We start from the raw sequence: 23,405 nt of genomic DNA, 5'->3' as shown, positions 1-23,405 counted from the left end.
GGCAGCAATGGCCCGCTTCGGCGGGCCGTTGCGTTTCTGGAACACGCCGCGGCCATCCATGGTGCACGGGCCGGCGGCATAATGGCGGACCTGCCTGACGGACGCCCCGTGAACGCCGCTTCTCCTTCCCTGCAGCCGGTGGCTTCCGGCGAACGCATCGCCGTGCTGGACGTGCTGCGTGGTGCTGCGCTGCTGGGCATCCTGCTGATGAACATCGAGGCTTTCAGCGGCCCGCTGGACCTGGCCTTCACCGGCATTGACGTGCACTGGCGGGGCATCGATTACTGGGCCGACGCCTTCGTCTATGTGTTCGTGCAGGGCAAGTTCTTCACCCTGTTCTCGCTGCTGTTCGGTGCCGGCTTTGCGGTGATGGCACAACGCGCCGAGGTGGCCGGGCGCGACTTCACCCCGTTCTACCTGCGCCGCAGCGCCGGCCTGCTGCTGATCGGCCTGTGCCATGCACTGCTGGTCTGGTCCGGCGACATCCTGGTGATGTATGCGCTGGTCTCGTTGCCCTTGCTGGCCTGCCGCGAGGCGCCGCGCAGCTGGCTGCCGTGGATGGGCGTGATCGTCTACCTCGGCGGTGTAGCGATGATGCTGCTGGTGGGTGCGATGGTGTCGATGGCTTCGGCCGAAGAGGTGCAGGGCATGCTTGCCGAGGCGCAGCAGAGCATCGACCTGCAGCGGCAGGTGTACGGGCAGGGCAGCTGGGCGCAGGCCACTGTGCAGCGCCTGAGCGAGTTCGGCACCTCGATGGGCGCGTTGCTGATCAGCGGCCCGGAAGTGCTGGGCATGTTCCTGCTCGGCAGCTGGTTCGCCGGCAGTGGCGCGCTGGCGACGCCGGAGCGCTTCCCGCGGCTGTACGCGTCGCTGCGCTGGATCGCACTGCCGCTGGGGCTGCTGGTCACGCTGCTGGGGGTTGCCTGGAAACCCTACCTTGCACCCGGCGCCTACAACCTGCCGGTGACCGCGGCGATGGCCCTGGTCACGGTTGGCGGGCTGCCGATGTGCCTGGGCTACCTGGCGTGGATCGTGCACTGGCGCACGCGGCTGGCGTGGCTGGCGCCGGTGGGGCGCATGGCGTTGACCCACTATCTTGGCCAGTCGCTGCTGTGTACCTGGACCTTCTACCACTACGGCCTGGGCAGGTTCGAGATGATGCCGCGCAGCGTGCAGCTGCTGTTCGCGCTGCTGTTGTTTGCCGTGCAGGTGGCTGTTTCGCACGCGTGGCTGGCGCGCTTCCGCTTTGGTCCGATGGAATGGCTGTGGCGTGCAATGACCTACCGGCAGTGGCCACCGATGCGGCGCAGGACGAAGCAGGGGTGAGCGATGAGCGCGCACGCGCTGTGCCGATCGGCCGCGCGCCCGCGCATCCTCACGTCTGGCCTGCAGCGGGGCATGGCATGCTCGGCGTCAGCATGAGCGCCGGCATCGGCCAGCGGATCGCCGATCTCGTCTGCGGCCACACGCCAGCGATCGATCCTGCCCCTTACCGACCCGAGCGATTCCGATGAGCACTGCATCCTATGATTACGACCTGATCGTCCTTGGCGGCGGCTCCGCCGGCCTGGCCGGTGCGATCCGCGCCGCGCAGCATGGCAAGCGCGTGGCAATGCTGGAACCCGGCGAACTGGGCGGAACCTGTGTCAATGTCGGCTGCGTGCCGAAGAAGGCGATGTGGCTAGCGGCCGACCTGCACGAGCGCATCGGCCTGGCCAATGCGATGGGCTTCGATGTCGAGGCACGCCCGGCGCTGTCGTGGAAGGAACTGGTGATCCATCGCCAGGCCTACATCAGCAACATCCACACCAGCTACCACAAGCGCCTGGACGAAACCGGCGTGGTGCGCATTCCGGCACGTGGCCATCTGCTTGATGCGCACACCGTGGCCTGCAGTGATGGCGTGCACTACAGCGCCGAACACATCCTGATCGCCACTGGCGCGCATCCACTGCGTCCGGATATTCCCGGCGCGGAGCTGGGCCTGGTCTCCGACGATTTCTTCGACCTGCGTGCGGCGCCGGCCGAGGTGGCGATCATCGGTGGTGGTTACATCGCGGTGGAGCTGGCTGGCCTGCTGCAGGCGCTCGGCAGCCGCGTGAGCCTGCTGGTGCGCGGCAAGCGCCTGCTGGAGCGCTTCGATTACGAGCTGACCGATCAGCTGGCCGAGAACCTGAAACAGCAGGGCGTGCGGATCCATTTCGACTATCGCCTGCGCGAACTGCAGCGCGATGGCGAGCGCGTGCGGGCGTTCGGCCATGACGGCCCGATCGACAGTGTGTTCGATGCGGTGTTCTTCGCTGCCGGCCGCCGCGGCAACAGCCGTGGCCTGGGTCTGGAAGCGCTCGGCATCGACATCGGCGAGCACGAGCAGGTGCAGGTGGACGAGTGGCAGACCACCCGCGTGCCGAGCGTGCACGCGGTCGGTGACATCGCCGGCAAGGTCGGCCTGACCCCGGTGGCGGTGGCCGCTTCGCGGCGGCTGATGGACCGCCTGTTCGGGGGGCGCCCGCAGTCCAAAATGGATTACGAGAACGTGGCCAGCGTGGTGTTCTCGCATCCGCCGCTGGGCGCGGTGGGCATGAGCGAGGAAGAAGCGCGCCGGCGTTTCGACCAGGTGAGCGTCTACCACAGCCGCTTCCGCCCGATGCTGCAGGCGCTGGCCAATGGTACCCAGCGCAGCCTGTTCAAGATGGTCTGTGCCGGTCCGGAAGAACGCGTGGTAGGCATCCACCTGCTGGGCGAAGCGGCCGACGAGATCCTGCAGGGCTTTGCGGTGGCGGTGAAGATGGGCGCGACCAAGGCCCAGTTCGACGACACCGTGGCGATCCACCCGACCTCGGCCGAAGAAGTGGTGCTGATGCGCTGAGCCGGGATGTTGTGGGGCCGAGCCCTGCTCGGCAGCCTTTCGCCCCGGCCTGGCGACGCCGAGCGCAGGCTCGGCTCTACAGGGCAGCGGGCGCCCCCATGCGACAATGAGCGTCCCCCACGCCTTACCGGGCCGCTCTGCGCGGCCCGCCGTCGTCCTGATGTCCACTCCCGCTTCCCGCATCGCCACTGCTTCCCCACGCATTGCGCTGGGCGGCATCGGCCTGGCCGCGATCGGCGCCATCGCCGCGTCGGGCAAGGCGATCATCGTCAAGCTCGGCCTGCGCCACGGCGTCGATGCCACCACGCTGCTCGCCCTGCGCATGCTGATGGCGCTGCCCCTGTTCGCGTTGATGGCAGCGTGGGCCGCGCGCCGGGCCGAGCCGTTGTCCTGGGCCGACCGTGCCCGCGTGCTGTGGCTGGGCTTCACCGGCTACTACCTGTCCAGCCTGCTCGACTTCCAGGGACTGCAGTACATCAGCGTGACCCTGGAGCGGCTGATCCTGTACTTGAACCCGACCTTGGTACTGCTGATCAACGTGCTGCTGGCGCGCCAGCGGCCGGGCCGCTGGCAGATCGGTGCGCTGGTGCTGAGCTACCTCGGCGTGCTGCTGGCCTTCGGCCACGATCTGCAGCGCGAGGGTGGGCAGATCATCGTCGGCAGCCTGCTGGTGCTGGGCAGTGCCCTCAGCTATGCGCTGTACCTGTTCGGCAGTGGGCAGGTGGTCGCGCGCATCGGTGCGGTGCGGCTGACCGCCTATGCCAGCTGCGTGGCCAGCGTGCTGGTGCTGCTGCATTTCGCGGTGACCCATCCGCTGCCGCTGCTGTGGCAGGCACCGGCGCCGGTGCAGTGGCTGTCGTTGGTCAATGCCACCGTGTGCACGGTGCTGCCGGTGCTGGCGATCATGCTGGCGGTGCAGCGCGTGGGTTCGTCGCTGGCCGCGCAGGTCGGTATGCTGGGCCCTGTTTCCACCATCGTGATGAGCCTATGGCTGCTCGACGAACCGATGGGGCCGGCGCAGATCGCCGGCACCGTGCTGGTGCTGATCGGCGTTCTGCTGGTGACCCGCCTGCGGCGCTGACGCCGGAGCAGGCGCGTGCGCGCATCCTGGCGGTGATCCGCGCAATCCCGGCGGGGCAGGTGATGGGCTACGGCCAGGTGGCGATGCGCGCGGGCCTGCCTGGGCGTGCACGCCTGACCGCACGCATCCTGGGCCAGAACGACGACCCGGACCTGCCCTGGCACCGCGTGCTGCGCTCGGACGGGCGCATTGCCATGGAAGAAGGGTCGGCCGGCTGGCGCGAGCAGTCACAACGGTTGCGCGCCGAGGGTGTGCGGGTGGAGAACGGCCGGGTGCGGATGCCGGCGACCGATCCGGCGGCGGCGCTGGACGCAGCGGTGTGGGGCCCGGGCTGAGCACCGCTGGCGACTGAACAGGCCGGACCTGCGGGTCGCCAACAAGACACGATGCTGCGGCTATGATGGAGGCCGTTCCATGCCGGTGCTCCCATGTTCCCGCGACTGCCAACCGTCACCAAGGCCCTGCTGATCGCCAACGCGATCCTGTTCCTGCTGCAGCAGCCGTTCCTGCTCGGCATGCAGACCTTCGAGCCGTTCATGCTGCAACCGTTGCAGCAGGGCTTCGACGCGTTCTCGCCGGGTGGCAACTTCCAGCCTTGGCAGCTGCTGACCTACGGTTTCCTGCATGGCAGCTTCGGCCATCTGTTCTTCAACATGCTGGCGGTCTTCATGTTCGGCGCGCCGCTGGAGCAGACCTGGGGCGAGAAGCGCTTCCTGCTGTACTACCTGGTGTGCGTGGCCGGTGCCGGTGTCTGCCAGCTGCTGGTGGGTACGCTGCTGGAAAACCCTGCCACGGTGCTGGGCGCCTCCGGCGGCGTGTTCGGCCTGCTGCTGGCCTACGGCATGCTGTTCCCGAACCAGCGGGTGATGCTGCTGTTCCCGCCGATCCCGATGAAGGCGCGCACTTTCGTGATCCTGTTCGGTGTGGGCGAGCTGGTGCTGGGCATGACCGGCTGGCAGCCGGGCGTGGCCCACTTCGCGCACCTCGGCGGCATGCTGTTCGGCTGGTTGCTGATCCGCTACTGGCGCGGGCAGCCGCCGTTCAAGCGCCGCCCGCCCGGCCCACCGAAGCGCCCGAACCATCTGCGCAGCGTCAAATGATCCGAAGGATCATTTGACGCTGCAGGTGCCGACCGTTGGTGGGCACGCCTCTACAGATCCTGCAACACCACCTGCGCCGCGTTGTGCCCCGGTGCACCGGTGACGCCACCGCCGGGGTGTGTGCCCGAACCGCACAGGTACAGCCCGGGCAGGGCACCACGATAGCCGGCCTGGCCGACCATCGGCCGTGCCGAGAACAGCTGGTTGGCGCTCAGTGCGCCGTGGAAGATGTCGCCGCCGACCAGGCCGAAGGTGCGTTCCAGATCCAGCGGCGACAGCACCTGCCGACCGAGCACGCTGGCGGTGAAGCCGGGCGCATGCCGTTCGACGGTGGCGATCATCAGGTCGGCCACGGTCTCCCGGTGATCGTCCCAATGCCGGCCTTCAGGCAACACCGGCGCCACATGCTGGCAGAACAGGCTGGCCACGTGCTGCCCGGGCGGCGCCAGCGAATCGTCCAGCGTGCTCGGAATCAGCATTTCCACGATCGGTTCGCGCGCCCAACCGTCGCGGCGCGCATCCAGCCAGGCGCGGTCCATGTAATCCAGGCTGGGTGCCATGATGATGCCGGCGCTGAGGTGATCGCCGGGCCCGGGCAGGGCGCGGAACTCCGGCAGCCGCGACAGCGCCACGTTCATCCGGAACGTGCCGGAACCGCAGCGCCAGTTCGCCATGCGTTCGCGTGTCGCGTTGGGTACCTGTGCCGGTTCCAGCAATTGTTCGTACAGCAGTTTCGGATTGACGTTGGCGACCACCGTGCGTGCGCGCAGGATCTCGCCGTTGGCCAGTTCGACGCCCACCGCGCGGCCCTGTTCGATTCGCACGCGCTGCACGCCGGCCTCCACGCGCAGTTCCGCCCCGGCCTCGCGTGCCGAGGCTGCAATCGCCTGGCTGATCGCGCCCATGCCGCCGATCGCATGGCCCCACGCACCCTTCACGCCATTGCACTGGCCGAATACGTGGTGCAGCAGTACGTAGGCACTGCCCGGTGTATAGGGGCTTGCGTAGTTGCCGACGATGCCATCGAAGCCGAACAGCGCCTTGATCGGTTCGCTTTCGAACCAGCGATCCAGATACTCGGCTGCCGACAGCGTGAACAGGTCCAGCAGCTCCTGCCGCAGCGAGGCATCCAGCGTGGCCAGTTCACGACCAAGACGGCCCATCTGCCACAGCGCAGGCAACGCGCGCCAACCACCGGCAACGCCGGCATCCGGTGGCGCGCGCAGGGCCCACGCGCGCAGCACATCGGCGAAGATCTCCAGGCGCGCTTCGTATTCGGGTAGCCGCTGCGCATCCCGCTCGGAGAACTTCGCGACCTCTGCCTGGGTGCGGCCCGGTGCCGACAGCAGATAACGACCATCCTCCATCGGCAGGAAGTTGTTGACCGGGCGATTGATGATGCGCAGCCCATGCGCATGCAGTTGCAGGTCGTCGATCACCTTCGGCTGCAGCAGGGACACCGTGTACGACGCCACCGAGTTGCGGAAGCCGGGATGGAATTCCTCGGTGACTGCGGCACCGCCGAGAACGCCACGACGTTCCAGCACCAGCACCTTCTTTCCAGCGCGCGCCAGATAGGCCGCGCAGACCAGGCCGTTGTGGCCGCCACCAACGACGATCGCATCCCAGGACATCAACACCTCGCAAAAAGGGGACGGAGGGGATTAAGTCGCAATCTGCATCTGCACACGGGGCATGGGGAGAAACGACTTAATCCCCTCCGTCCCCTTTTTTGATTGCCGCTTCGATGGTGGCGATGTCGATCTTCTTCATCGGCATCATCGCGTTGAAGGCGCGCTTGGCCAATGCCTTGTCCTTGCTGGTCACGGCTTCGATCAACATGCGCGGGCTGATCTGCCAGGAGATGCCCCAGCGATCCTTGCACCAGCCGCATTGGCTCTCCTGTCCACCGTTGCCGACGATCGCATCCCACAGGCGGTCGGTCTCGGCCTGGTCCTCGGTCTGGATCTGGAAGGAAAACGCTTCGCTGTGCTTGAACGCGGTGCCGCCGTTGAGGCCGACGCAGGGAATGCCGCAGACCGTGAACTCGACCGTCAGCACGTTGCCTTCCTTGCCATCCGGAAAGTCGCCGGGGGCGTGATGCACGGCGATCACCGCGCTGTCGGGCAGGATGCTGGCGTAGAAGGTGGCGGCCTCGAGCGCGCCGTTGTCGTACCAGAGGCAGATCGTGTTCTTGTGTGCCATGTCGGGGCTCCGCGATGGACGAATCCGCAGCGATAGCACGCGCGGTGTTAACCCGGGATCGTGCTGCACCCGCAAAAAAGGGCGCCCGAAGGCGCCCCCTGTACTACGGGTAGTGCGCGTGGCTCAGCGCCAGACCTTGATCTGGTCGGCTTCGCTGCGCTGCATCGGCTGGCCGGCCTTGCAGCTGAAGGTGGCACCGAATGCCGGCAGGTTGGCCAGCGTGCCGTTGCTGCGCCACAGGCCCGGCGCGCGGATGTCGGCGGTCAGGCGGCGCACGGCCTCGTTCGGCGACAGCTGCTGTGCCCACAACGCCGACCAGGCGCGGAAGAAGCCCTGCTGCTGTGCCGGCTTGGCCTTCGGCTCCTGCGCGGTATAGGCCGCCCAGGCCAGTTCCAGACCGGCGATGTCGGCCAGGTTCTCTTCCTGGGTGAGCGTGCCGTTGACCTTGGCACCCTTCACGCCCGGGAAATCGTAGGCGCTGTACTGCGCGGCCACGCGGTTGCCAAGCAGGGTCCAGGCGGTCTTGTCGGCCGGGGTCCACCAGCTGCGCAGTTCGCCCTTGGCGTCGACCAGTGCACCCTTGGCGTCGATCGCACGGGTCAGCTCATGGCCGACCAGGCCACCGAAGCTGCCGAACTTGTCGGCGGCGTCGGCCTTGGCATTGAACACCGGGCCCTGCAGGATCGCCGCGGTAACGATCAGGCGGTTCTGTGCCAGGTCGTAGGCCAGCGACGGCTGCTGCGGCAGCACGTCCCAGCGGCGGTCGGCGTTGCCCTTGCCGATGCGCTTCATTTCCTCGCGGTGGCGCCAGGTCGACGCGATCAGCATGTTGCCGCCGAACGAACCGCGGCCCATCGGCTGCACGCTGTAGTCGAGGTCGCGCAACGGGGTGCCGATCTCGATCTTCAGCGCAGCCAGCTTGGCCTGCGCTTCGGTCTTGGCTTCGGCGCTCATCCAGCTGTTGTTCTTGACCGCCTCGATCTGCACTTCGCGCAGCTTGTCGACGATCCACGCCGCCTGGCGACGGTCTTCGGCCGACAGGTAACGGGCCGCATATTCGCGGCCGACCATCGGGCCGGCGGCCACGTTGATCGCCTCCAGCACGTCTTCCCAGCGCTGCGGCGGCAGCGTTTCGCCACGCAGCACGCGGCCACGGAATTCAAACTCCGCGTCGCGGTAGGCCTTGGACAGGTACGGTGCCATCGAGTCGCCCACGCGCCAGCGCAGGTAGGCCTTCCACTGGTCCGGCTTGAGCTTGGTGACCATGCCATCGAGCTGCTTGAACAGGCCCGGGTCGGCCAGCGAGACCAGGTCGTCGTCCACGCCCTGTGCCTTCAGGAACGCGTCCAGCTGCAGGTTGCGGTAACGGCTGTTGAGCTCCTTGGTGGAGATCGGCGCGTAGTTGTTGAACGGGTTGTTGATGCCGGCCAGCGACTGCGCATTGCGCGCCAGCTCGGTCTCCAGCGCGATCACCGCCTGCGATTCGGCATCGAGCCTGGCCGCCGGGGTGCCGGTCAGCGCCAGGATCTGCTTGACGTAGTTGCGGTAGCGCGCCATCAGCGCCACGGTATCGGCGTCGGTGCGGGTATAGAACGCCGGGTCCGGCAGGCCCATGCCGCCCTGCATGAAGTAACCGATGTGGCGGTCCAGTGCCTTCAGGTCGACGTCCGGGCCGAAGTTGAAGGCCACCGGGATGCCCACCTGGTGCAGCGCGGCGATCGAGGCCGGCACATCCTTGGCCTTCTTGATGGCGTTGATGCGGGTCAGCAGCGGCGCGATCGGGTTGGAGCCGTCCGCTTCCACGGCGGCTTCGTCCAGGCCGCTGGCCCAGAAGTCGCCCAGCAGCTTCTGCACGTTGCCCTGCGGCGACTTCATCGCGGCGTCGAGCAGTTCACGCTGCTGCTGGCGGCTGCGCTCGACCAGCTGGCCGAGCGCGGTGGTGGCACCGGTCTGCGGCACCGGGTTGGCCTTCAGCCAGCCTGCGTTGGTGGCGTCGTAGAAGTCGCTGCACTGGGCGCTGACGGCCGGGGCGCGCGCGGCCTTCTTCTTGGCGGCGAACGCATCGTGGGTCGGGACCAGCGTCGCCAGGCTGATGCCCAGGGCGATGGCAAGCGGACGGAAATTGGGCATGTGGAACGAATCCGTGATGGATTGAGGGCGCGCGCACTATAGCAAGCCGTGCATGGGCGCGGCATGCACGCGTCACGGTGGCGCCGCTGGGCCGTGCGCCGACCAGGGTCGGCATCTACCAACGGCCTGAGCCATGCGTGGATGACGGGCGCTGTGAAAAACAAAGGCCCGGGATTCCCGGGCCTTTGCAGGTCTGCCGCAGCGTCAGCCGTGGCTTACCAGATCACCACCTGCTGCTCGCCGGTGCGGGCCATCGGCGAACCGGCCTTGCACTGGAACGCGGCAGCGAAGGTCGGCAGGTTCGACGGCGCACCCATGGCACGGAACTGCGCCGGGGCGTGCGGGTCGGTGGCCAGGCGGACCTTGGCGTTTTCCGGGGTGTACTTGGTGCGCCACACGGTGGCCCAGTTGAAGAAGAAGCGCTGGTCGCGGGTGAAGCCGTCGACCTTCGCATCTTCCTTGCCGGCGGTCGCCTTCTGCAGGGCGTCGTAGGCGGTGGCCAGGCCGCCCAGGTCGGCGATGTTCTCGCCCAGGGTCAGGTGGCCGTTCACTGCCTGGCCGTCGACCTTGTACTGGTCGAACTGCTTGACCAGCTTGCCGGTGAGGCCTTCGAAGTTCTTCTTGTCGGCCGGGGTCCACCAGTCTTCCATGTTGCCGGTCGGCCCGAAGCGTGCGCCCTGGTCGTCGTAACCGTGGGTCATCTCATGGCCGATCACCGCACCGATGCCGCCGTAATTCAGCGCGTCGTCGGCCTTCGGATCGAAGAACGGCGGCTGCAGGATGGCGGCCGGGAACACGATCTCGTTCTGCAGCGGGTTGTAGTAGGCGTTGACGGTCTGCGGGGTCATGCCCCACTCGGTCTTGTCCACTGGCTTGCCGATCTTGGACAGGTTGAACTTGTAGTTGAACTCGTTGGCCGCGCGCACGTTGCCCAGGTAGCTGTCGCGCTGGGTCTGCAGGCCCGACCAGTCGCGCCACTTGTCCGGGTAACCGATCTTCGGGGTGAAGGTTTCCCACTTGGCGATGGCCTTGGCCTTGGTTTCCTCGCTCATCCAGCTCAGGCCCTGGATGCGGTCCTTCAGCGAGGCGGCCAGGTTCTTCACCAGTTCTTCCATCTTCGCCTTGGCTTCCGGCGAGAAGGCAACCTTCACGTACAGCTGGCCGAAGGCTTCACCGGCATCGTTTTCGATGGTGCCCAGCACACGCTTCCAGCGCGGCTTCTGCTCCTTCTGGCCGTTGAGGGTCTTGCCGTAGAACTCGTAGTTCTCCTGCACGAAGGCATCGGCCAGGTACGGCGAGGCGCTGTCCACGGTGTGGAAGCGCAGGTAGGCGCGCCACACCGACGGATCGGTGTCGGCCAGCGACTTGCTCACTTCCTCATGGAAGGCCGGCATGGCCAGCGAGAACTTCTCCGGCGCGGCCACGCCCTGCGACTTGAAGAACTCGGTCCAGCTGAAGTTCGGGGTCAGCTTGTCGGCGTCGGCCAGGGTGACCGGGTTGTAGTACAGCTCGACGTTGCGCGACAGCTCCACGCGCGACTTGGAGGCCTTGGCCAGGCGGGTTTCGAACTTGACCACGTCCTCGGCCTGCTTGGCTGCATCGGCCGCGGCCACGCCGGACAGCTCCAGCACCTTGGCGACATGCGCCTGATAGGCCTTCAGCTTGTCGGCGTTCTTGGCATCGGTGTAGTAGGTGGTATCCGGCAGGCCCAGGCCGCCCTGGCTGGCATAGGCCATGTTCACCCCGGAGTTCTTGAAGTCGGCTTCAGCGCCGAAGCCGAACAGGAGGTTGTCACCCTTGGCGGCGCTGGTGCGCAGGTAGTTGGCGATGGCCGCCTTGTCCTGCAGGCCGTCGATCGCAGCCAGGTCGGCCTTCAGCGGCTCGATGCCCTGGGCGTTGATCTTGGCTTCGTCCATGCCGGTGGCCCACAGGTCGCCGACGATCTTCTCGATGTGGTTCGGGTTCTTGACCTGCGCAACCTGTTCGGCCAGCTGGTGCTGCACGGCCACCGAACGCTCGTCGAGGATGGTGAACGCGCCCCAGCTGGTGCGGTCGCCCGGGATTTCATTGGCGGCCAGCCACTTGCTGTTGACGTAGTCGCCGAAGGCGGTGCACGCGTCCTTGGTGGTGTCCAGGTCGCTCGGCTGGAAGGCGTTGTAGGCCGGCAGCTTGCTGTCGTCCAGCTTGTAGGTGGTGGCTTCGGCGGTGGCCGGGGCGGGGGTCGCGGCATCCTTGGCCGGGGTTTCGTTCTTGCCGCAGCCGGCCAGCACGGCCGACACGGCCAGGCTGAGCAGGACGATCTTGGGAGTGCGCGTCATCACTATTCTTGGCCTCCAGGCCGAGTGAGTCAGGGAGAAGCCGCAGGTACGGCCGTGGGCCGAACGATACGCCGCCGGCCTGGCCTGCAAGGGTGTCGAAGGTCATGTCCGGGCGCAAGGGCCAGAACGTGCAAGGGCGCCCCGTGGGCGCCCTCGCAGGAAGCGGTGCGGCTTACAGGCCGCCGCCGCCGCAGCCCTTGCCCAGGTAGTCGTCGATCAGCCTGAGCTGGTCACCCATGATCGCGCGGGTCCAGGCGGGACCATGCGCGTAGTCGGCGATGGCGTGGAACTCGACCGGCTGCCCCGAACCCCTGGCCTTGTTCACGAACCACTCCGACTGCTCGATCGGCACCGTGCGGTCGCGGTCACCGTGGTAGACCATCAATGGAATCTTCATTTCACCGGCCTTGTCGACCGGGTTGAGGCCGGCCACGGTCGGCGCCTGGGCCTGGCGGAAGAACGGGTTGGTATAGAAGCGCGACCAGATCTTCTTGATGTCCGAAACGCCGGCACCGGCGATGGCACACTTGTACAGGCCATTGGGACGCACCGAAGCCGCGAACGCCGAGTAGCCGCCATAGGAGAAGCCGAACATGGCGATGTGGCCGGGCTGGGCGATCTTCTGGTCGATCATCCACTGCGCGCCATCGTCCTTGTCGTCCTGCATCTTCTGGCCCCATTCGGCATCACCGGCCATCCACAGCTTGCGGCCCCAGTCGGCCGAGCCGCGGAACTGCGGGCGCAGGACCGCCATGCAGCGTGATGCCATCAGCGGTACCCACATCGAGCCGTCGAAGTCCATGCCATCGCGTGCCCACGGGCCGCCGTGCGGATGCACCACGGCTTTCCACGGGCCGGCACCGCACAGCTCGGTGCTGGGCGTGGTCAGGAATGCCGGAATGTCCAGCCCGTCGCGTGCCTTGTAGTAGACCAGCCGGGTGGTGCCCAGCGCGGCTGGCTGGATCTGCGGATAGGTCTTGGCCAGCAGGGTCAGCTTGCCGTCGTGCAGCAGGTGATACTCGGGCGGGTTGGAAGGGCCGGAGGTAGCCACCAGCACATTGGAAAGATCGGCGGTGTAGTCGACGATGCGGTAGCTCAGGCCTGTATCGTAGTTGGCGGTGTAGCGCTGGCCGTTCGCGGTATCGACCATCGCCAGCGGCTCCTGGCGGATGCCAAGCGCCTGGCGCAGCCCCTGGTCCAGGGCCTTCATGCGCGGAGAGGTCCACTGGATGTCGTCGCCGCGCGGACCGGCGTAGCCGATTCCCATGATCTCGCCGAAGGGTACCGCACCGCTCCGGTGGCGGTTGATCAGCATCGAGCCGGCGTTGAACAGTTTGTGCTCGAACAGCACTTCCTTCTGCTTGCGGGCCGTGATGTCGTACTCGTAGACGATTGATTTGTCGCGGCCGACATTGCTGAGTACGAACGCGATGTTCGGATCATCGGCAAAGCCGATCACCTGGTTGACGTCGCGGTTCTTCACGTAGGAGCGGAAATGCTCCTCCCAGGCACCGTTGGCAGGCGAGCGGAACTCGGTGGCGACGTAGGCGCCGGTACCGTCGACGTCCTGCCGCAGGCGTGCCCGCAGTTCACTGTCCAGGTCGGTGATATAGCCCGCCACGCGCTCTTCGGTCTTCTGGATGCGCTGGGAGGTGAAGTTGCGCAGGTCGACCTTGTAGACGTCACCGGAACTGCTGCCCGAACCGTTGACCACCAGGATGTGGTCGGGATCGTTGGGCAGGGTGTCGAGCACCGTGGCGTTGGCCAGTGCCTGCTCGAGCTCTTCATTGCGACTGGAGGCGCGCGGCGGCGTGATCGGCTCCTTCCACTGCTTGCCTTCGATGTCGGTGATGAAGAACTTGCTGACGAAGGTCTTGGTCACCCGGTCGGCGCGCAGGTCGTAGGGTTGCCACAGCACGACGGCCAGCTGCCCGTTCTTGATGAACGACACGCTCTGGAACTTCATGCGGTTGGCGCCGATCACCGTGGGTGGCTTGTCCAGTGCATCGGTCCGCCAAACCACGATCACGCGCTCCTCGCCATCGGCGCGAAGGCCGGCGATGTGTTTTCCGTCTGGTGACAACGACAGGCTGGAGATGGCCGGGAAGGCGGCCATCTGTTCGATGGTGGGCGCCACAGGCTTGGCGTGCAGCAACGGTGAAAAGCTGGCCAGGGCCGCCAGCAGCAGGGCTCGCTTCATTGCAACCTCGGAATGCGTTGGCACCGGCTTGCGGAGAATCCGGTGCCTGAAATGGAACCGCCGCCCCGAAGGGCGGCGGTTGCAGGGAGCAGGATCAGAACGAACGCGTGATGTTCAGGAAGTAGCTGCGACCGAAGTAGTCGAAGCCGCTGTACAGCAGCGCGTTGCCGACGGTGCTGTAGACACCCTGCGAGATGGTCGGCGGCTTGCGGTCGGCGAAGTTGCGCACGCCACCGGTGACCGACCACTTGTCCGCTTCATACTTCACCGAGATGGCCTGCAGGAAGTAGTTCGGGGTGTACAGCTTGTACGCCGAGGTGGCCGGATCGAAGTCACCCGGGTTGCGCTCCTCGTAGTACGCGTAGCTGTCCATCTTGTCGATCCAGTCCAGGCCGTAACGCACCTGCCAGTTCTTCCACTTGTAGCTCAGGTCCAGCGAGGCGGTGTTTTCCGGACGCGACAGCATGCCGTTGTAGTCCACCAGCGGATCGTCGGAGAAGACCTTGCTGGCCTGTTCCAGGTAGTGGGTGAACTGCAGCGTGGTGCGCAGGGTGCCCGGGCCGATTTCGCGGACATAGCGGGTGGTGAAGTCCAGGCCACGGACCTTGTCGGTGGACAGGTTGATGAAGCCGTTGGTCACCACCAGTTGGTTGTTGACCGGGTTGCGGGCCACCAGGCGGCACAGACCCGAACCGGAGGAGAAGTCGGCACTGCCGCTGTCGTAGCAGCGCGACAGGATGTTCGCGCCGCCCGCGCTGTCGACGCCGTTCTTCACTTCGATGTCGAAGTAGTCGGCGGCGAAGGACAGGTCACCGAAGCCGCTGCCGAATTCCGGCTGGATCACCACGCCCAGGGTCTTGGCCTTGGAGGTTTCGGCTTCCAGGCCGGCCTCGGCACCACCCTGGGTGACCACGGTCACGCCCTGGGTGGCCAGGTAGTCCGGTGCCAGGCCCAGCGATGCGCAGTTCTGGTAACGCGGCGAGCTCGGGTTGCGATCACCATACTCGTTGCAGGGGTCGGCACTGCTGCTCAGGAAGCCGGTGGTGCCGCCCAGGAACTGTTCGAACAGCGCCGGTGCGCGGTAGGAGGTGCCGTACGACGCACGGAACGACAGCCACTTCACCGGGGTCCACAGCGCGCCGATCTTGTAGGTCTCATCCGAGCCGTAGGACTTGTAGTCGGTGTAGCGGCCGGACAGGTTGACCGTCAGTTCCTCGGCAGCGGTGACGCCGGACAGCAGCGGCAGTTCCAGTTCGCCGTAGGCTTCGAACACCGAGTCCGAACCGCGGGTCGGAGTGGCGTTGGTCAGGTTGTACAGGTCGGCATTGATCGAGTACGGCGACGGGGTGTCGTCGATGCGTGCCTTGCGGTACTCGACGCCGAATGCACCACCGGCCGAACCGTACGGCATGTCGAACAGCGGGCCGTTGACGTTGAAGTTGACCGTCGTTTCCTTGTACAGCGTGTTGCCGGTGACCGGCACGAACACCCAGTCCTTCCAGTCCTGCGGCAGCTTGCCACCGATGGTGTTGGTGTTCAGCGCCGGCGCGGCGATGCAGCCGTTGGAACCGTCCCGGCAGACATAGCCACCGGCACCGTTGGAGACCACGTCCAGGCTCTGGCGCAGGCGGCTGGTCAGGAAGCTCTCGAAGGTGTAGTCGGCGTCGCTGCGCGAGTGCATGACGTTGAAGTCATAGTTCCACTCCGAGCTCAGGTGGCCACGCAGGCCGGCATTGAAGCGCAGGAAGTCGACGTTCTGCTTGTTGGTGTCGTTGCCGAAACCGATGAACGCACGCACGCCCAGGTTCTTGCCGCTGGTCTGGTCGGTCGGAGCACCGGCAACGCTGTCACGCAGGTTGGCCGGGATCAGCGGGCTGCCCACGGCATAGTCCAGAGTCAGCTGGCGATAGCCGGTCTGGGTCGACTTGCGCTTGTTGCCCAGGAACTCGTAGTACAGCTCGGCATCGCCCAGTGCGTTGAGGTCGAAGCCACCCTGCAGGTACAGGGTGTGGGTCTTGGTCGGCGAGATCAGCGACTGGTTGCGCATGGCCGGATCGAAGGTGTCGCGGGTGTTCAGGTCCACGCCTTCGTAGCCCACCAGGCCGGTGGTGATGGCCGCATTCGGGCGCCAGCGGTTGAAGCGGGTGCCGGCGCCGCCCGGGGCCGCAACACCGGTACGGGTGTTGGTGCCGATGGTGTTCAGCGTGGTGCCGCCGGCATCGAGCGACCAGCACTTCGGCTTGCCGGTCAGCGGGTCGATGAAGTCGCCGCTGCCCCAATAGTCGCCCGCGTCGATGTCGCGGTACATGTCGGTCGGGCAGCCACCGGCCCAGCTGCGGTCGGCCAGGGTCAGCTCGTTGCGGGTGTAGTACTCATAGGAGCCGGAGAAGTGCGAGCGCTCGCCGGTGGCACCGAACATGATGGAGTAACGGCGCTCTTCACCGCCGCCGCCATCGGTGGCGTTGTGCTGTGCTTCGAAGCTGACGCCATCGACCTTCTTCTTGGTGATGATGTTGATTACGCCGGCAACGGCGTCGGAGCCGTAGATCGAGGACGCACCGTCCTTCAGGATTTCGACGCGGTCGACGATCGAGTTCGGCAGCACGTTCAGGTCGGTCGAGCCCACCGAGCCGCGGGTACCGGCCGGCGACACGCGGCGGCCATTGAGCAGGATCAGGGTGCGGGTCGGGCCGAGGCCGCGCAGGCCCAGGGTGTTGGCGCCCGGGCCACCGTCGGTGACGTAGCCGCCATAGGCGTTGTTGATCTGCGCCGCACCGGCGGTGACCGCGGTGCTCTGCAGGGCCGCCGTGGTCGAGTTGAAGCCGGCCAGGGTGGTTTCTTCACGGGTGACGACCTGCACCGGCGAGACCGAGTTGAACACGTCGCGGCTGATGCGCGAGCCGGTGACGGTCACCGTATCCAGATTGGTGGCCTTGGACTTGGATGCCTCTTCGGTGGTCTGCGTCGAGCCCGAGGCGTCCTGTGCGATCGCCGGGGCGGCCGCAGCGAGCAGCACGGCGGAGGCGAGGGCGAAGCTCAGCGGATGCTTGCTGAGCGACTTGCGATTGATCATCTGAAATCCCCTTGAATCGAATGATTGCGTCGTACACCGGGACAGGTCCTTGTCGGCGTCTCCGTGTGCCCCTTGCCCGGGGTCGGCAGCGTGCTGCCACCCGGCGCTGGTACCGGCTTCACGTGCCGATGACCCGAGATTAACACGACATTAACCGAGCCTGTCAAACGTTCACGAGGGAGTCATGAAGCTGTGGGTGATGTGCGCACCTTGCAGTGACAGGAGCGCCCATTTCTCCTTCATCTCATTGATATGTATTGATTTGTTTCGGTTCATGTCAAACGTGTCTGAACCGTGAACGGGATGTGGCCGTGCTGTGCGACGGACAAAAAAAGGCCCCGCCGAAGCGGGGCCTGGTCCAGACACGCAGTCCGGAATACGACGGGATCAGAAGTCGTACTTGACCTGGGCCGAGATCTGACGGCCGTAGACGCTGTAGAAGCCGTCGTTGAACGGGGTCGATTCGTTGCCCGGGTAGTTGTAGCGCTGGCCTTCCGGCAGCTTGTTGAACACGTTGTTGACCATCAGCGACAGGGTCAGATCGTCCTGCGCCTGGTAGTTCAGGCTCATGTTGTAGGTGGTGTACGAGCCCCACTTGCCGGCCTTGGCGCCGGAGGAGTGGACGTAGTCATAGCTGCGGCCGGTGTAGGCCAGGTAGTTCGGTGTGCTGCCGACGTAGTTGGCGTACAGGGTGGTGGTGAACTTGGAGATGGCCCAGCCCACCGACACATCGCCGCGCACCTTGGCGAAGTTGTCGTAGTACCACATGTTGTACGGATCGCTCAGCAGATCCAGCTTCTGTGCGCCCGGCAGCGGCACCACTTCACGCTTCAGCATGTTGGTGTAGTTGCCCGAGAACATCAGCGAACCGAAGCGGCCCAGGTCCTGCTGGTACTTGGCGCCGACGGTCACCGCTTCCAGGTTCTGGCTGGCCACGTTGAGCTTCGGGGTGTACACGCGGGCCAGGTTGCCACCGGCGTCGCGGGACACCCAGTCGGTCACGTTCTGGCAGCTGGCCGAGGTGTTGTTCGGCAGGCCGTTGCGGCACTGGTACTCGGCCAGCAGCAGCTGGTCGGTGCTCAGGGTCTTGACCTCGTTCTTGATCTTCCAGTTGTAGTAGTCGACCGACAGCGAGAAGTTGCTCACCGGGGCCCACACCACGCCCGCGCTCCACACGTCGGCGGTGATCGGCTTCAGGTCCGGGTTGCCGGACTTTTCGCTGTACACCGAGGTGGTCTTGTAGAACGAGCAGGCTTCGTCACGCAGCGCGTAGCCCATCTGGCTGCAGCGGTAGTAGTCGTTCTGGCCGGAGGCGAACGAGCCGCTCATGCCCTGGAAGGCATCGGACAGGGTCGGCGCACGGAATGCGGTGCCGTACTTGCCGCGCAGCAGCAGGCTCTCAACCGGGCGGTATTCCAGGCCGATGCTGTAGGTGGCCTTGTCAACGGTCTTGTCGGCGATCTTGAAGGCGTCGTAGCGGCCCGAGGCGCTGATGGTCAGCGACTCGAACACCGGCATGCGCAGTTCGCTGGTCACCGCGTAGTTGCTGCGGTGGCCGGCACCGGCCACGGCGGTGGCGCCCCAGGCGTTGCCATCGACGAAGGCCTGGTCGGGCGAGTAATCCCAACCTTCGCTGCCACCTTCCAGCACCACGGCCAGGCCGGCGTCGCCGCCCGGTAGGGAGAACAGCGACCCGTTGGTCACCTGCACGCGACCCAGGTTCTGCCAGGTCTTGCTGCGGTGGGTGCCATAGCCGGTGAAGCTGGCGAACTGGTCCGGGGTGATCGGCGAGTAGAACGCAGCGTAGTCCGGGTTGTAGATGCCGAAGCCATCAGCGGTGGTACCCAGGCGCGGGCCCAGCACGGTGTCGCCGAAGAAGCCTTCGATCTTGTCCTTCCAGCGCGCGAAGCGGTTCTGGTCCAGGCGGTATTCGCCGCGGGTGAAGCTGGCGCTGTAGTCCCAGTCGCCGACCATGCCCTTGCCACCCAGGGTGACCTGGTAGGAACGGCTCTCATCGGAGTTCAGGATGTTGTTGTAGTGGCCCGGGCCGATTTCTTCCGGTGCGAAGGCGCGCTGCAGGTTCACGACCTTGCCCAGGCCCTGGTCGTAGAAACCGCCCATCACCGACTTGGTGCCCCACCACAGGGCGCTGGAGCCGGAGGTGAACTCGGTCTTCTCCTTGCTGTACAGCACATCGGCGAACAGCTGGAAGTTGTCGTTCACGTCGAAGGTCATCGACGAGTAGAACTGGCCGCTGTTCTTGCCGTTCTTCAGGGTCTTGTAGCCGGCGCTGTACACCGAGCCGCACGATTCGCCCGATGCACGCTTGCCGACGGTGGTGGTGCCGTCGTACAGGCCTGCGACGTTGGCGCAGCGGGTCGGGTCCATCATGTACAGCTTGTTGTCGGCGTTGCCGATGACGGCAAAGTCGTTCGACGGCAGCTGTGCGGTGTAACCGACCGGGTTGTTCTGCTTGGTGATGTCACGCTGGTAGCCCCAGATCGGGCTGCCGTTTTCGATCTGCACGTTGACCAGCGCGTGGAAGCGGTCGTCGAATGCGTTGAAGCCCTTGGCGGCGCTGAAGCGGATGTTGCTGCCACCACCTTCGGTGTAGGTGCCGCCACGGATCGACATCGTGCCGCCGTCCATGCGTTCCTTCAGGATGATGTTGACCACGCCGGCGATCGCGTCCGAGCCGTACAGCGACGACTGGCCGCCCGGCAGGACCTCGATGCGCTCGACGATGTCGATCGGAATGCCGCTGATGTTGTTGAACGACTCGCTGCCGTTGTACAGCGCCGGATACGAGAGCATCGGGCGGCCGTTGATCAGGTACTTGGTGTAGCCCGGGTTCAGGCCGAACATGCCGGCGGCTTCGGCGCCCTGGGTGAACGCACCCGAGGTCTGTCCACCCTGCAGGCCGCCGGTGGTCAGCGACGACTGCTGCAGAACTTCAGCAACGCTGCTGAAGCCGCGGGTCTGGATGTCTTCGGCGGTGATGGACATCACCGGGGTCTGGGTTTCGACCTGGGTCTGCGGGATCAGCGAACCGGTGACGGTGATCTTGTCCAGGTTGGTCGCCTTGTCCTGGGCCATTGCCGGGGCGGCGGCCATCAGAGCGGACATCAGGGCGACGGCGAGCGTGTTGCGACGTGCGGTATTGCTGACGTGTTTCATGTAATTCCATTGGAGAGCAAAAACAAAAACGGCACTGCGCATGCGCCATCGCGCGGGCTGGAATATCCGGCTCCGCAGCTCAAAACAGTGCTCATCGAACGTAACATGAACTTAACAATCTGTGCACGAATCTGTCGCATTCCTGAATTTCAGTCAGCTTGCATCCAGCTTGTATGATGTCGGGTTATCCCCCTGACCCCGCCGGTGCCCGTTGTGAACAGTTCTCCCCGCCGTCCCCATGTCAGCCAGGTCCAGAAGGGACTTACGCCGCATGCCCGCATCCGCAACGTGATCGCGGTCGGTTCGGGCAAGGGCGGCGTCGGCAAGTCCACCACCTCGGTGAACCTGGCCGTCGCGCTGCAGCAGCTCGGTGCGCGCGTGGGCGTGCTCGATGCGGACATCTACGGGCCGAGCGTGCCGGCCATGCTGGGCCTGTCCGGTCGCCCGGAAAGCCCGGACAACAAGAGCATCGAGCCGTTGCGTGCCTTTGGCGTGGACACCATGTCGATCGGCTACCTGATCGAAGAGGACACGCCGATGATCTGGCGGGGCCCGATGGCCACCTCGGCGATGACCCAGCTGTTCAACGACACCCTGTGGGACGACCTGGATTTCCTGCTGATCGACCTGCCGCCGGGCACCGGTGACATCCAGCTGACCCTGACCCAGAAGATTCCGCTGGCCGGTGCGGTGATCGTCACCACGCCGCAGGACATCGCCACGCTGGACGCGAAGAAAGCGCTGAAGATGTTCGAGAAGGTCGAGGTGCCGGTGCTGGGCATCGTCGAGAACATGGCGGTGCACACCTGCAGCAGTTGCGGGCACATCGAGCACCTGTTCGGCGAGGGCGGCGGCGAGCGCATGGCCGCGCAGTACGGCGTGCCGCTGCTGGGCTCTCTGCCCCTGCAGATCGGCATCCGTGAACAGGGCGATGCAGGCACCCCGATCACCGTCGCCCAGCCGGATTCGGCGCCGGCCCAGGCCTACCGCCATGCCGCACAGCGCCTGATCGAGGAAGTGGGCAGGCGCCCGCGGGCTTCGATCCCGATCCTGTCGTCGCTGCTGTAAGGGCCGGGGCAGGGGCCGCCGGCCGAGGCCGGGCCCCTGCTAGAATCCTCGCGCCCCCTCGTACCCCCAGGACAAAGCATGAGCATCAAGAGTGACCGTTGGATCCGCCGCATGTCCGAGCAGCACGGCATGATCGAGCCGTTCGAGGCCGGGCAGGTGAAGCAGGCCAACGGCCAGCGCATCGTCAGCTATGGCACGTCCAGCTATGGCTACGACGTGCGCTGCTCGCGCGAGTTCAAGGTGTTCACCAACATCAACTCGACGATCGTCGATCCCAAGCACTTCGACTCGGGCAGCTTCGTCGACATCACCGCCGACGAATGCATCATCCCGCCGAACAGCTTCGCGCTGGCGCGTACCGTCGAGTACTTCCGCATCCCGCGCGATACCCTGGTGGTGTGCCTGGGCAAGAGCACCTACGCGCGCTGCGGCATCATCGTCAACGTGACGCCGCTGGAGCCGGAATGGGAAGGCCACGTCACCCTGGAATTCAGCAACACCACGCCGCTGCCGGCGCGCATCTACGCCAACGAAGGCGTGGCACAGATGCTGTTCTTCCAGGCGGCCGCCGATGACGTCTGCGAGACGTCCTACCGCGACCGTGGCGGCAAGTACCAGGGCCAGACCGGCGTGACCCTGCCGCGGACCTGACGATTGCAGGCGATTTGTAGAGCCGAGCCATGCTCGGCTGCCCTGCATTGAAGCCGAGCATGGCTCGGCTCTACATGATGGAAGGCGGCGCAATGCGCCGCCTTCCTTATTTGCCGCGACCGAACAGCATCGCGATGCCGACACCAACCAGGGCCACCGGCCACCAGGTCAACAGCAGCTTGGACAGGTTCAGGTGCGTCCAGCCGAGATTGCTGGCGAGCATGAACAGGCCGATCAGGATCAGCAGGACGGCGGCAACGAGGTTGAATCGCATCGGGTCGGCGAAGGCTCAGGACTGGGCCGGATATCCTAGCCGTTCCTTCCAGTAGGCGACATGCTGGTCCAGCGCCGCCGGCTCGTAGCGGTGCGCCGGGCCACTGCCCCAGACCGGGCCCGGCCAGGCCGGATCACCGTCATGGCGGCCGATGACATGGAAGTGCAGCTGGCGCACGATGTTGCCCAGCGCCCCGATGTTGATCTTCTCCACCCCGTCGGCACCCTTCAGGGCCTTGCAGGCGCGGTTGAGCTCGGTGCGCAGCTTGTCCTGCTGCTCGCCGTCCAGCTCGATCCACTCGGTCACCCCGGCCAGGCGCGGTACCAGCACCAGCCAGGGGAATCGTTCGTCGTTCATCAGCCGCACTTGCGACAACGGTCCTTCCGCCACCAGCACGCTATCGGTGGCCAGGCGTGAATCGAGTTCGAATTCGCTCATCCAAGATGCTCCGAGAAGAAGTCCAGGGTGCGTTGCAGCGCCAGGGCGGCGCTGTCTGGATCATACGCATGTCCGACCTCCCGGTTGAAGGCGTGATCGGCCGGATAGACGTAGGTGGCCATCTGCGGCAGCTTCTCGCGGTGGGCCTGGACCGCTTCCGGCGGGATGCTGCGGTCCTGGGCGCCGAAGTGGAAGATCACCGGGGCCTTGGGCGCCTCGTCGAGGAACTGCACGTTGCGCGCACCGTAGTAGCTGACCGACGGCAGCCCCAGACGCAGTGCGGACAGCATCGCCACCGTGCCGCCCCAGCAGTAGCCGACGGTGCCGACCTTGCCGTAGGGCGCCAGCCGGGTGGCCGCCGCGCGCACGACCTCCAGCGCCCGTTCCATGCCCAGCGCGCCGACCCGTTCCAGGCCCTGCTTCACGCCCTCGGCGTCGTAGGGCAACGCATCCGGGTCGGCGTCGGGGCCGTCGACCAGGTCGAAGAACGAGGGCGCCAGCACCGCATAGCCTTCGGCTGCGAAGCGCTCGGCCACGCTGCGGATGTGCGGGTTGGCGCCGAAGATTTCCTGCACCACCACCAGTCCGCCGCGCGCGGTGCCGTCCGGCAGGGCCTGCCAGGCCCGTACCGGGCCGTGATGCGTATCCAGGGTGATCCACTCGGCCATCGTCATCTTCCTCGTTGCTGGGAACAGAGCTGCATTGTCGGCGCTGCGCCGGTTAGCGCGGCGTCAGCGGCTGTGCCGGATCGGGCGGCTGCGGGTTTGCGGCAGTGCGTTCCCAAGGCGGTGCAGAGGGCTGTTTCTGCATTGACCGGTGCA

The 23,405-nt window shown here is 66.0% G+C and carries 17 protein-coding genes and 1 pseudogene; 8 read left to right on the top strand and 10 right to left on the bottom strand.

All coding sequences use genetic code 11. The annotated features are described in order from the left end of the window. Positions 1 to 81: 81 nt before the first annotated feature. The 6 genes and pseudogenes from AC5P8R_RS05250 to AC5P8R_RS05225 all read left to right on the top strand — a co-directional run bounded on the left by AC5P8R_RS05250 (position 82) and on the right by AC5P8R_RS05225 (position 5,050). Positions 82 to 1,326, top strand: a complete 1,245-nt coding sequence (locus tag AC5P8R_RS05250) for a DUF418 domain-containing protein (protein WP_041863671.1) — start codon at positions 82 to 84, stop codon at positions 1,324 to 1,326. A gap of 26 nt (positions 1,327 to 1,352) precedes the next feature. Next, positions 1,353 to 1,514 (top strand): annotated as a pseudogene (locus AC5P8R_RS05245) (amino acid dehydrogenase); the annotation flags it as partial. After that, the gene (gene gorA, locus AC5P8R_RS05240) at positions 1,511 to 2,869 is read left to right on the top strand and encodes a glutathione-disulfide reductase (RefSeq protein WP_014647922.1); all 1,359 of its coding nucleotides are present in this window, start codon (positions 1,511 to 1,513) and stop codon (positions 2,867 to 2,869) included. The pseudogene AC5P8R_RS05245 and the gene gorA, both read left to right, overlap by 4 nt. Positions 2,870 to 3,029: 160 nt before the next feature. Then, positions 3,030 to 3,950 (top strand): DMT family transporter, encoded by a 921-nt coding sequence (locus tag AC5P8R_RS05235; RefSeq protein WP_014647921.1) that lies wholly within the window; start codon positions 3,030 to 3,032, stop codon positions 3,948 to 3,950. Next, positions 3,857 to 4,285 carry an MGMT family protein gene (locus AC5P8R_RS05230; RefSeq protein ID WP_401730001.1) on the top strand — a complete coding sequence of 143 codons (429 nt, stop codon included), beginning with the start codon at positions 3,857 to 3,859 and terminating at the stop codon, positions 4,283 to 4,285. The genes AC5P8R_RS05235 and AC5P8R_RS05230 overlap by 94 nt, the downstream gene beginning before the upstream one ends. 93 nt (positions 4,286 to 4,378) lie before the next feature. Next, positions 4,379 to 5,050, top strand: coding sequence for a rhomboid family intramembrane serine protease (locus AC5P8R_RS05225; protein ID WP_014647919.1), 672 nt, complete (start codon positions 4,379 to 4,381; stop codon positions 5,048 to 5,050). A gap of 50 nt (positions 5,051 to 5,100) precedes the next feature. Here the strand turns inward: AC5P8R_RS05225 and AC5P8R_RS05220 are convergent, their stop codons facing one another. From AC5P8R_RS05220 to AC5P8R_RS05190, 7 genes are all read right to left on the bottom strand, one after another. Beyond that, positions 5,101 to 6,684 (bottom strand): phytoene desaturase family protein, encoded by a 1,584-nt coding sequence (locus AC5P8R_RS05220; RefSeq protein ID WP_014647918.1) that lies wholly within the window; start codon positions 6,682 to 6,684, stop codon positions 5,101 to 5,103. 76 nt (positions 6,685 to 6,760) lie between these two features. Continuing rightward, complete coding sequence (locus tag AC5P8R_RS05215; protein WP_014647917.1) at positions 6,761 to 7,255, bottom strand: VOC family protein; 495 nt, start codon at positions 7,253 to 7,255, stop codon at positions 6,761 to 6,763. Between the two features lie 123 nt (positions 7,256 to 7,378). Next, positions 7,379 to 9,385, bottom strand: a complete 2,007-nt coding sequence (locus AC5P8R_RS05210; RefSeq protein WP_164077431.1) for a M13-type metalloendopeptidase — start codon at positions 9,383 to 9,385, stop codon at positions 7,379 to 7,381. 215 nt (positions 9,386 to 9,600) lie between these two features. Continuing rightward, entirely contained in the window at positions 9,601 to 11,703 is a 2,103-nt protein-coding gene (locus tag AC5P8R_RS05205) for a M13 family metallopeptidase (RefSeq protein WP_032957470.1), read from the bottom strand. A 172-nt stretch (positions 11,704 to 11,875) separates the two neighbouring features. After that, the gene (locus AC5P8R_RS05200) at positions 11,876 to 13,903 is read right to left on the bottom strand and encodes an alpha/beta hydrolase family protein (RefSeq protein ID WP_495223054.1); all 2,028 of its coding nucleotides are present in this window, start codon (positions 13,901 to 13,903) and stop codon (positions 11,876 to 11,878) included. A 94-nt stretch (positions 13,904 to 13,997) separates the two neighbouring features. Continuing rightward, a complete protein-coding gene (locus AC5P8R_RS05195; protein WP_014647913.1) occupies positions 13,998 to 16,976 on the bottom strand; it encodes a TonB-dependent receptor plug domain-containing protein in 2,979 nt (992 codons plus the stop codon). A gap of 387 nt (positions 16,977 to 17,363) precedes the next feature. Continuing rightward, positions 17,364 to 20,153 (bottom strand): TonB-dependent receptor plug domain-containing protein, encoded by a 2,790-nt coding sequence (locus tag AC5P8R_RS05190; protein WP_014647912.1) that lies wholly within the window; start codon positions 20,151 to 20,153, stop codon positions 17,364 to 17,366. A gap of 213 nt (positions 20,154 to 20,366) precedes the next feature. On the opposite strand from AC5P8R_RS05190, the gene apbC reads away from it, so the two are divergent. Together apbC and dcd are read left to right on the top strand one after the other, a co-directional pair. Further along, positions 20,367 to 21,221 (top strand): iron-sulfur cluster carrier protein ApbC, encoded by an 855-nt coding sequence (apbC, locus tag AC5P8R_RS05185; protein WP_014647911.1) that lies wholly within the window; start codon positions 20,367 to 20,369, stop codon positions 21,219 to 21,221. A gap of 78 nt (positions 21,222 to 21,299) precedes the next feature. Further along, positions 21,300 to 21,872, top strand: a complete 573-nt coding sequence (dcd, locus tag AC5P8R_RS05180) for a dCTP deaminase (protein WP_014037995.1) — start codon at positions 21,300 to 21,302, stop codon at positions 21,870 to 21,872. A 106-nt stretch (positions 21,873 to 21,978) separates the two neighbouring features. Here dcd and AC5P8R_RS05175 read toward each other — a convergent pair whose 3' ends face one another. The 3 genes from AC5P8R_RS05175 to AC5P8R_RS05165 are packed head-to-tail and all read right to left on the bottom strand — an operon-like array spanning position 21,979 to position 23,252. Beyond that, the gene (locus AC5P8R_RS05175; protein WP_005418011.1) at positions 21,979 to 22,146 is read right to left on the bottom strand and encodes a LiaI-LiaF-like domain-containing protein; all 168 of its coding nucleotides are present in this window, start codon (positions 22,144 to 22,146) and stop codon (positions 21,979 to 21,981) included. A gap of 15 nt (positions 22,147 to 22,161) precedes the next feature. Continuing rightward, positions 22,162 to 22,584: an HIT domain-containing protein gene (locus AC5P8R_RS05170; RefSeq protein ID WP_014647910.1), complete on the bottom strand. Its 423-nt coding sequence runs from the start codon at positions 22,582 to 22,584 to the stop codon at positions 22,162 to 22,164. Then, positions 22,581 to 23,252 (bottom strand): dienelactone hydrolase family protein, encoded by a 672-nt coding sequence (locus tag AC5P8R_RS05165; protein ID WP_032957503.1) that lies wholly within the window; start codon positions 23,250 to 23,252, stop codon positions 22,581 to 22,583. The genes AC5P8R_RS05170 and AC5P8R_RS05165 overlap by 4 nt, the downstream gene beginning before the upstream one ends. Positions 23,253 to 23,405 lie beyond the last annotated feature (153 nt).

It is taken from the genome of Stenotrophomonas sp. YJH_SMC_73 (assembly GCF_059370155.1).
This window is presented reverse-complemented; position numbering and strand designations above follow the sequence as displayed.

What these genes read in the sequence shown, in the direction of transcription:
- AC5P8R_RS05250 (WP_041863671.1), top strand. Translation starts at nt 82, where the DNA reads ATGGCGGACCTGCCTGACGGACGCCCCGTGAACGCCGCTTCTCCTTCC.
- gorA (WP_014647922.1), top strand. Translation starts at nt 1,511, where the DNA reads ATGAGCACTGCATCCTATGATTACGACCTGATCGTCCTTGGCGGCGGC.
- AC5P8R_RS05235 (WP_014647921.1), top strand. Translation starts at nt 3,030, where the DNA reads ATGTCCACTCCCGCTTCCCGCATCGCCACTGCTTCCCCACGCATTGCG.
- AC5P8R_RS05230 (WP_401730001.1), top strand. Translation starts at nt 3,857, where the DNA reads ATGGCTGCTCGACGAACCGATGGGGCCGGCGCAGATCGCCGGCACCGT.
- AC5P8R_RS05225 (WP_014647919.1), top strand. Translation starts at nt 4,379, where the DNA reads ATGTTCCCGCGACTGCCAACCGTCACCAAGGCCCTGCTGATCGCCAAC.
- AC5P8R_RS05220 (WP_014647918.1), bottom strand. Translation starts at nt 6,684, where the DNA reads ATGTCCTGGGATGCGATCGTCGTTGGTGGCGGCCACAACGGCCTGGTC.
- AC5P8R_RS05215 (WP_014647917.1), bottom strand. Translation starts at nt 7,255, where the DNA reads ATGGCACACAAGAACACGATCTGCCTCTGGTACGACAACGGCGCGCTC.
- AC5P8R_RS05210 (WP_164077431.1), bottom strand. Translation starts at nt 9,385, where the DNA reads ATGCCCAATTTCCGTCCGCTTGCCATCGCCCTGGGCATCAGCCTGGCG.
- AC5P8R_RS05205 (WP_032957470.1), bottom strand. Translation starts at nt 11,703, where the DNA reads ATGACGCGCACTCCCAAGATCGTCCTGCTCAGCCTGGCCGTGTCGGCC.
- AC5P8R_RS05200 (WP_495223054.1), bottom strand. Translation starts at nt 13,903, where the DNA reads ATGAAGCGAGCCCTGCTGCTGGCGGCCCTGGCCAGCTTTTCACCGTTG.
- AC5P8R_RS05195 (WP_014647913.1), bottom strand. Translation starts at nt 16,976, where the DNA reads ATGATCAATCGCAAGTCGCTCAGCAAGCATCCGCTGAGCTTCGCCCTC.
- AC5P8R_RS05190 (WP_014647912.1), bottom strand. Translation starts at nt 20,153, where the DNA reads ATGAAACACGTCAGCAATACCGCACGTCGCAACACGCTCGCCGTCGCC.
- dcd (WP_014037995.1), top strand. Translation starts at nt 21,300, where the DNA reads ATGAGCATCAAGAGTGACCGTTGGATCCGCCGCATGTCCGAGCAGCAC.
- AC5P8R_RS05175 (WP_005418011.1), bottom strand. Translation starts at nt 22,146, where the DNA reads ATGCGATTCAACCTCGTTGCCGCCGTCCTGCTGATCCTGATCGGCCTG.
- AC5P8R_RS05170 (WP_014647910.1), bottom strand. Translation starts at nt 22,584, where the DNA reads ATGAGCGAATTCGAACTCGATTCACGCCTGGCCACCGATAGCGTGCTG.
- AC5P8R_RS05165 (WP_032957503.1), bottom strand. Translation starts at nt 23,252, where the DNA reads ATGGCCGAGTGGATCACCCTGGATACGCATCACGGCCCGGTACGGGCC.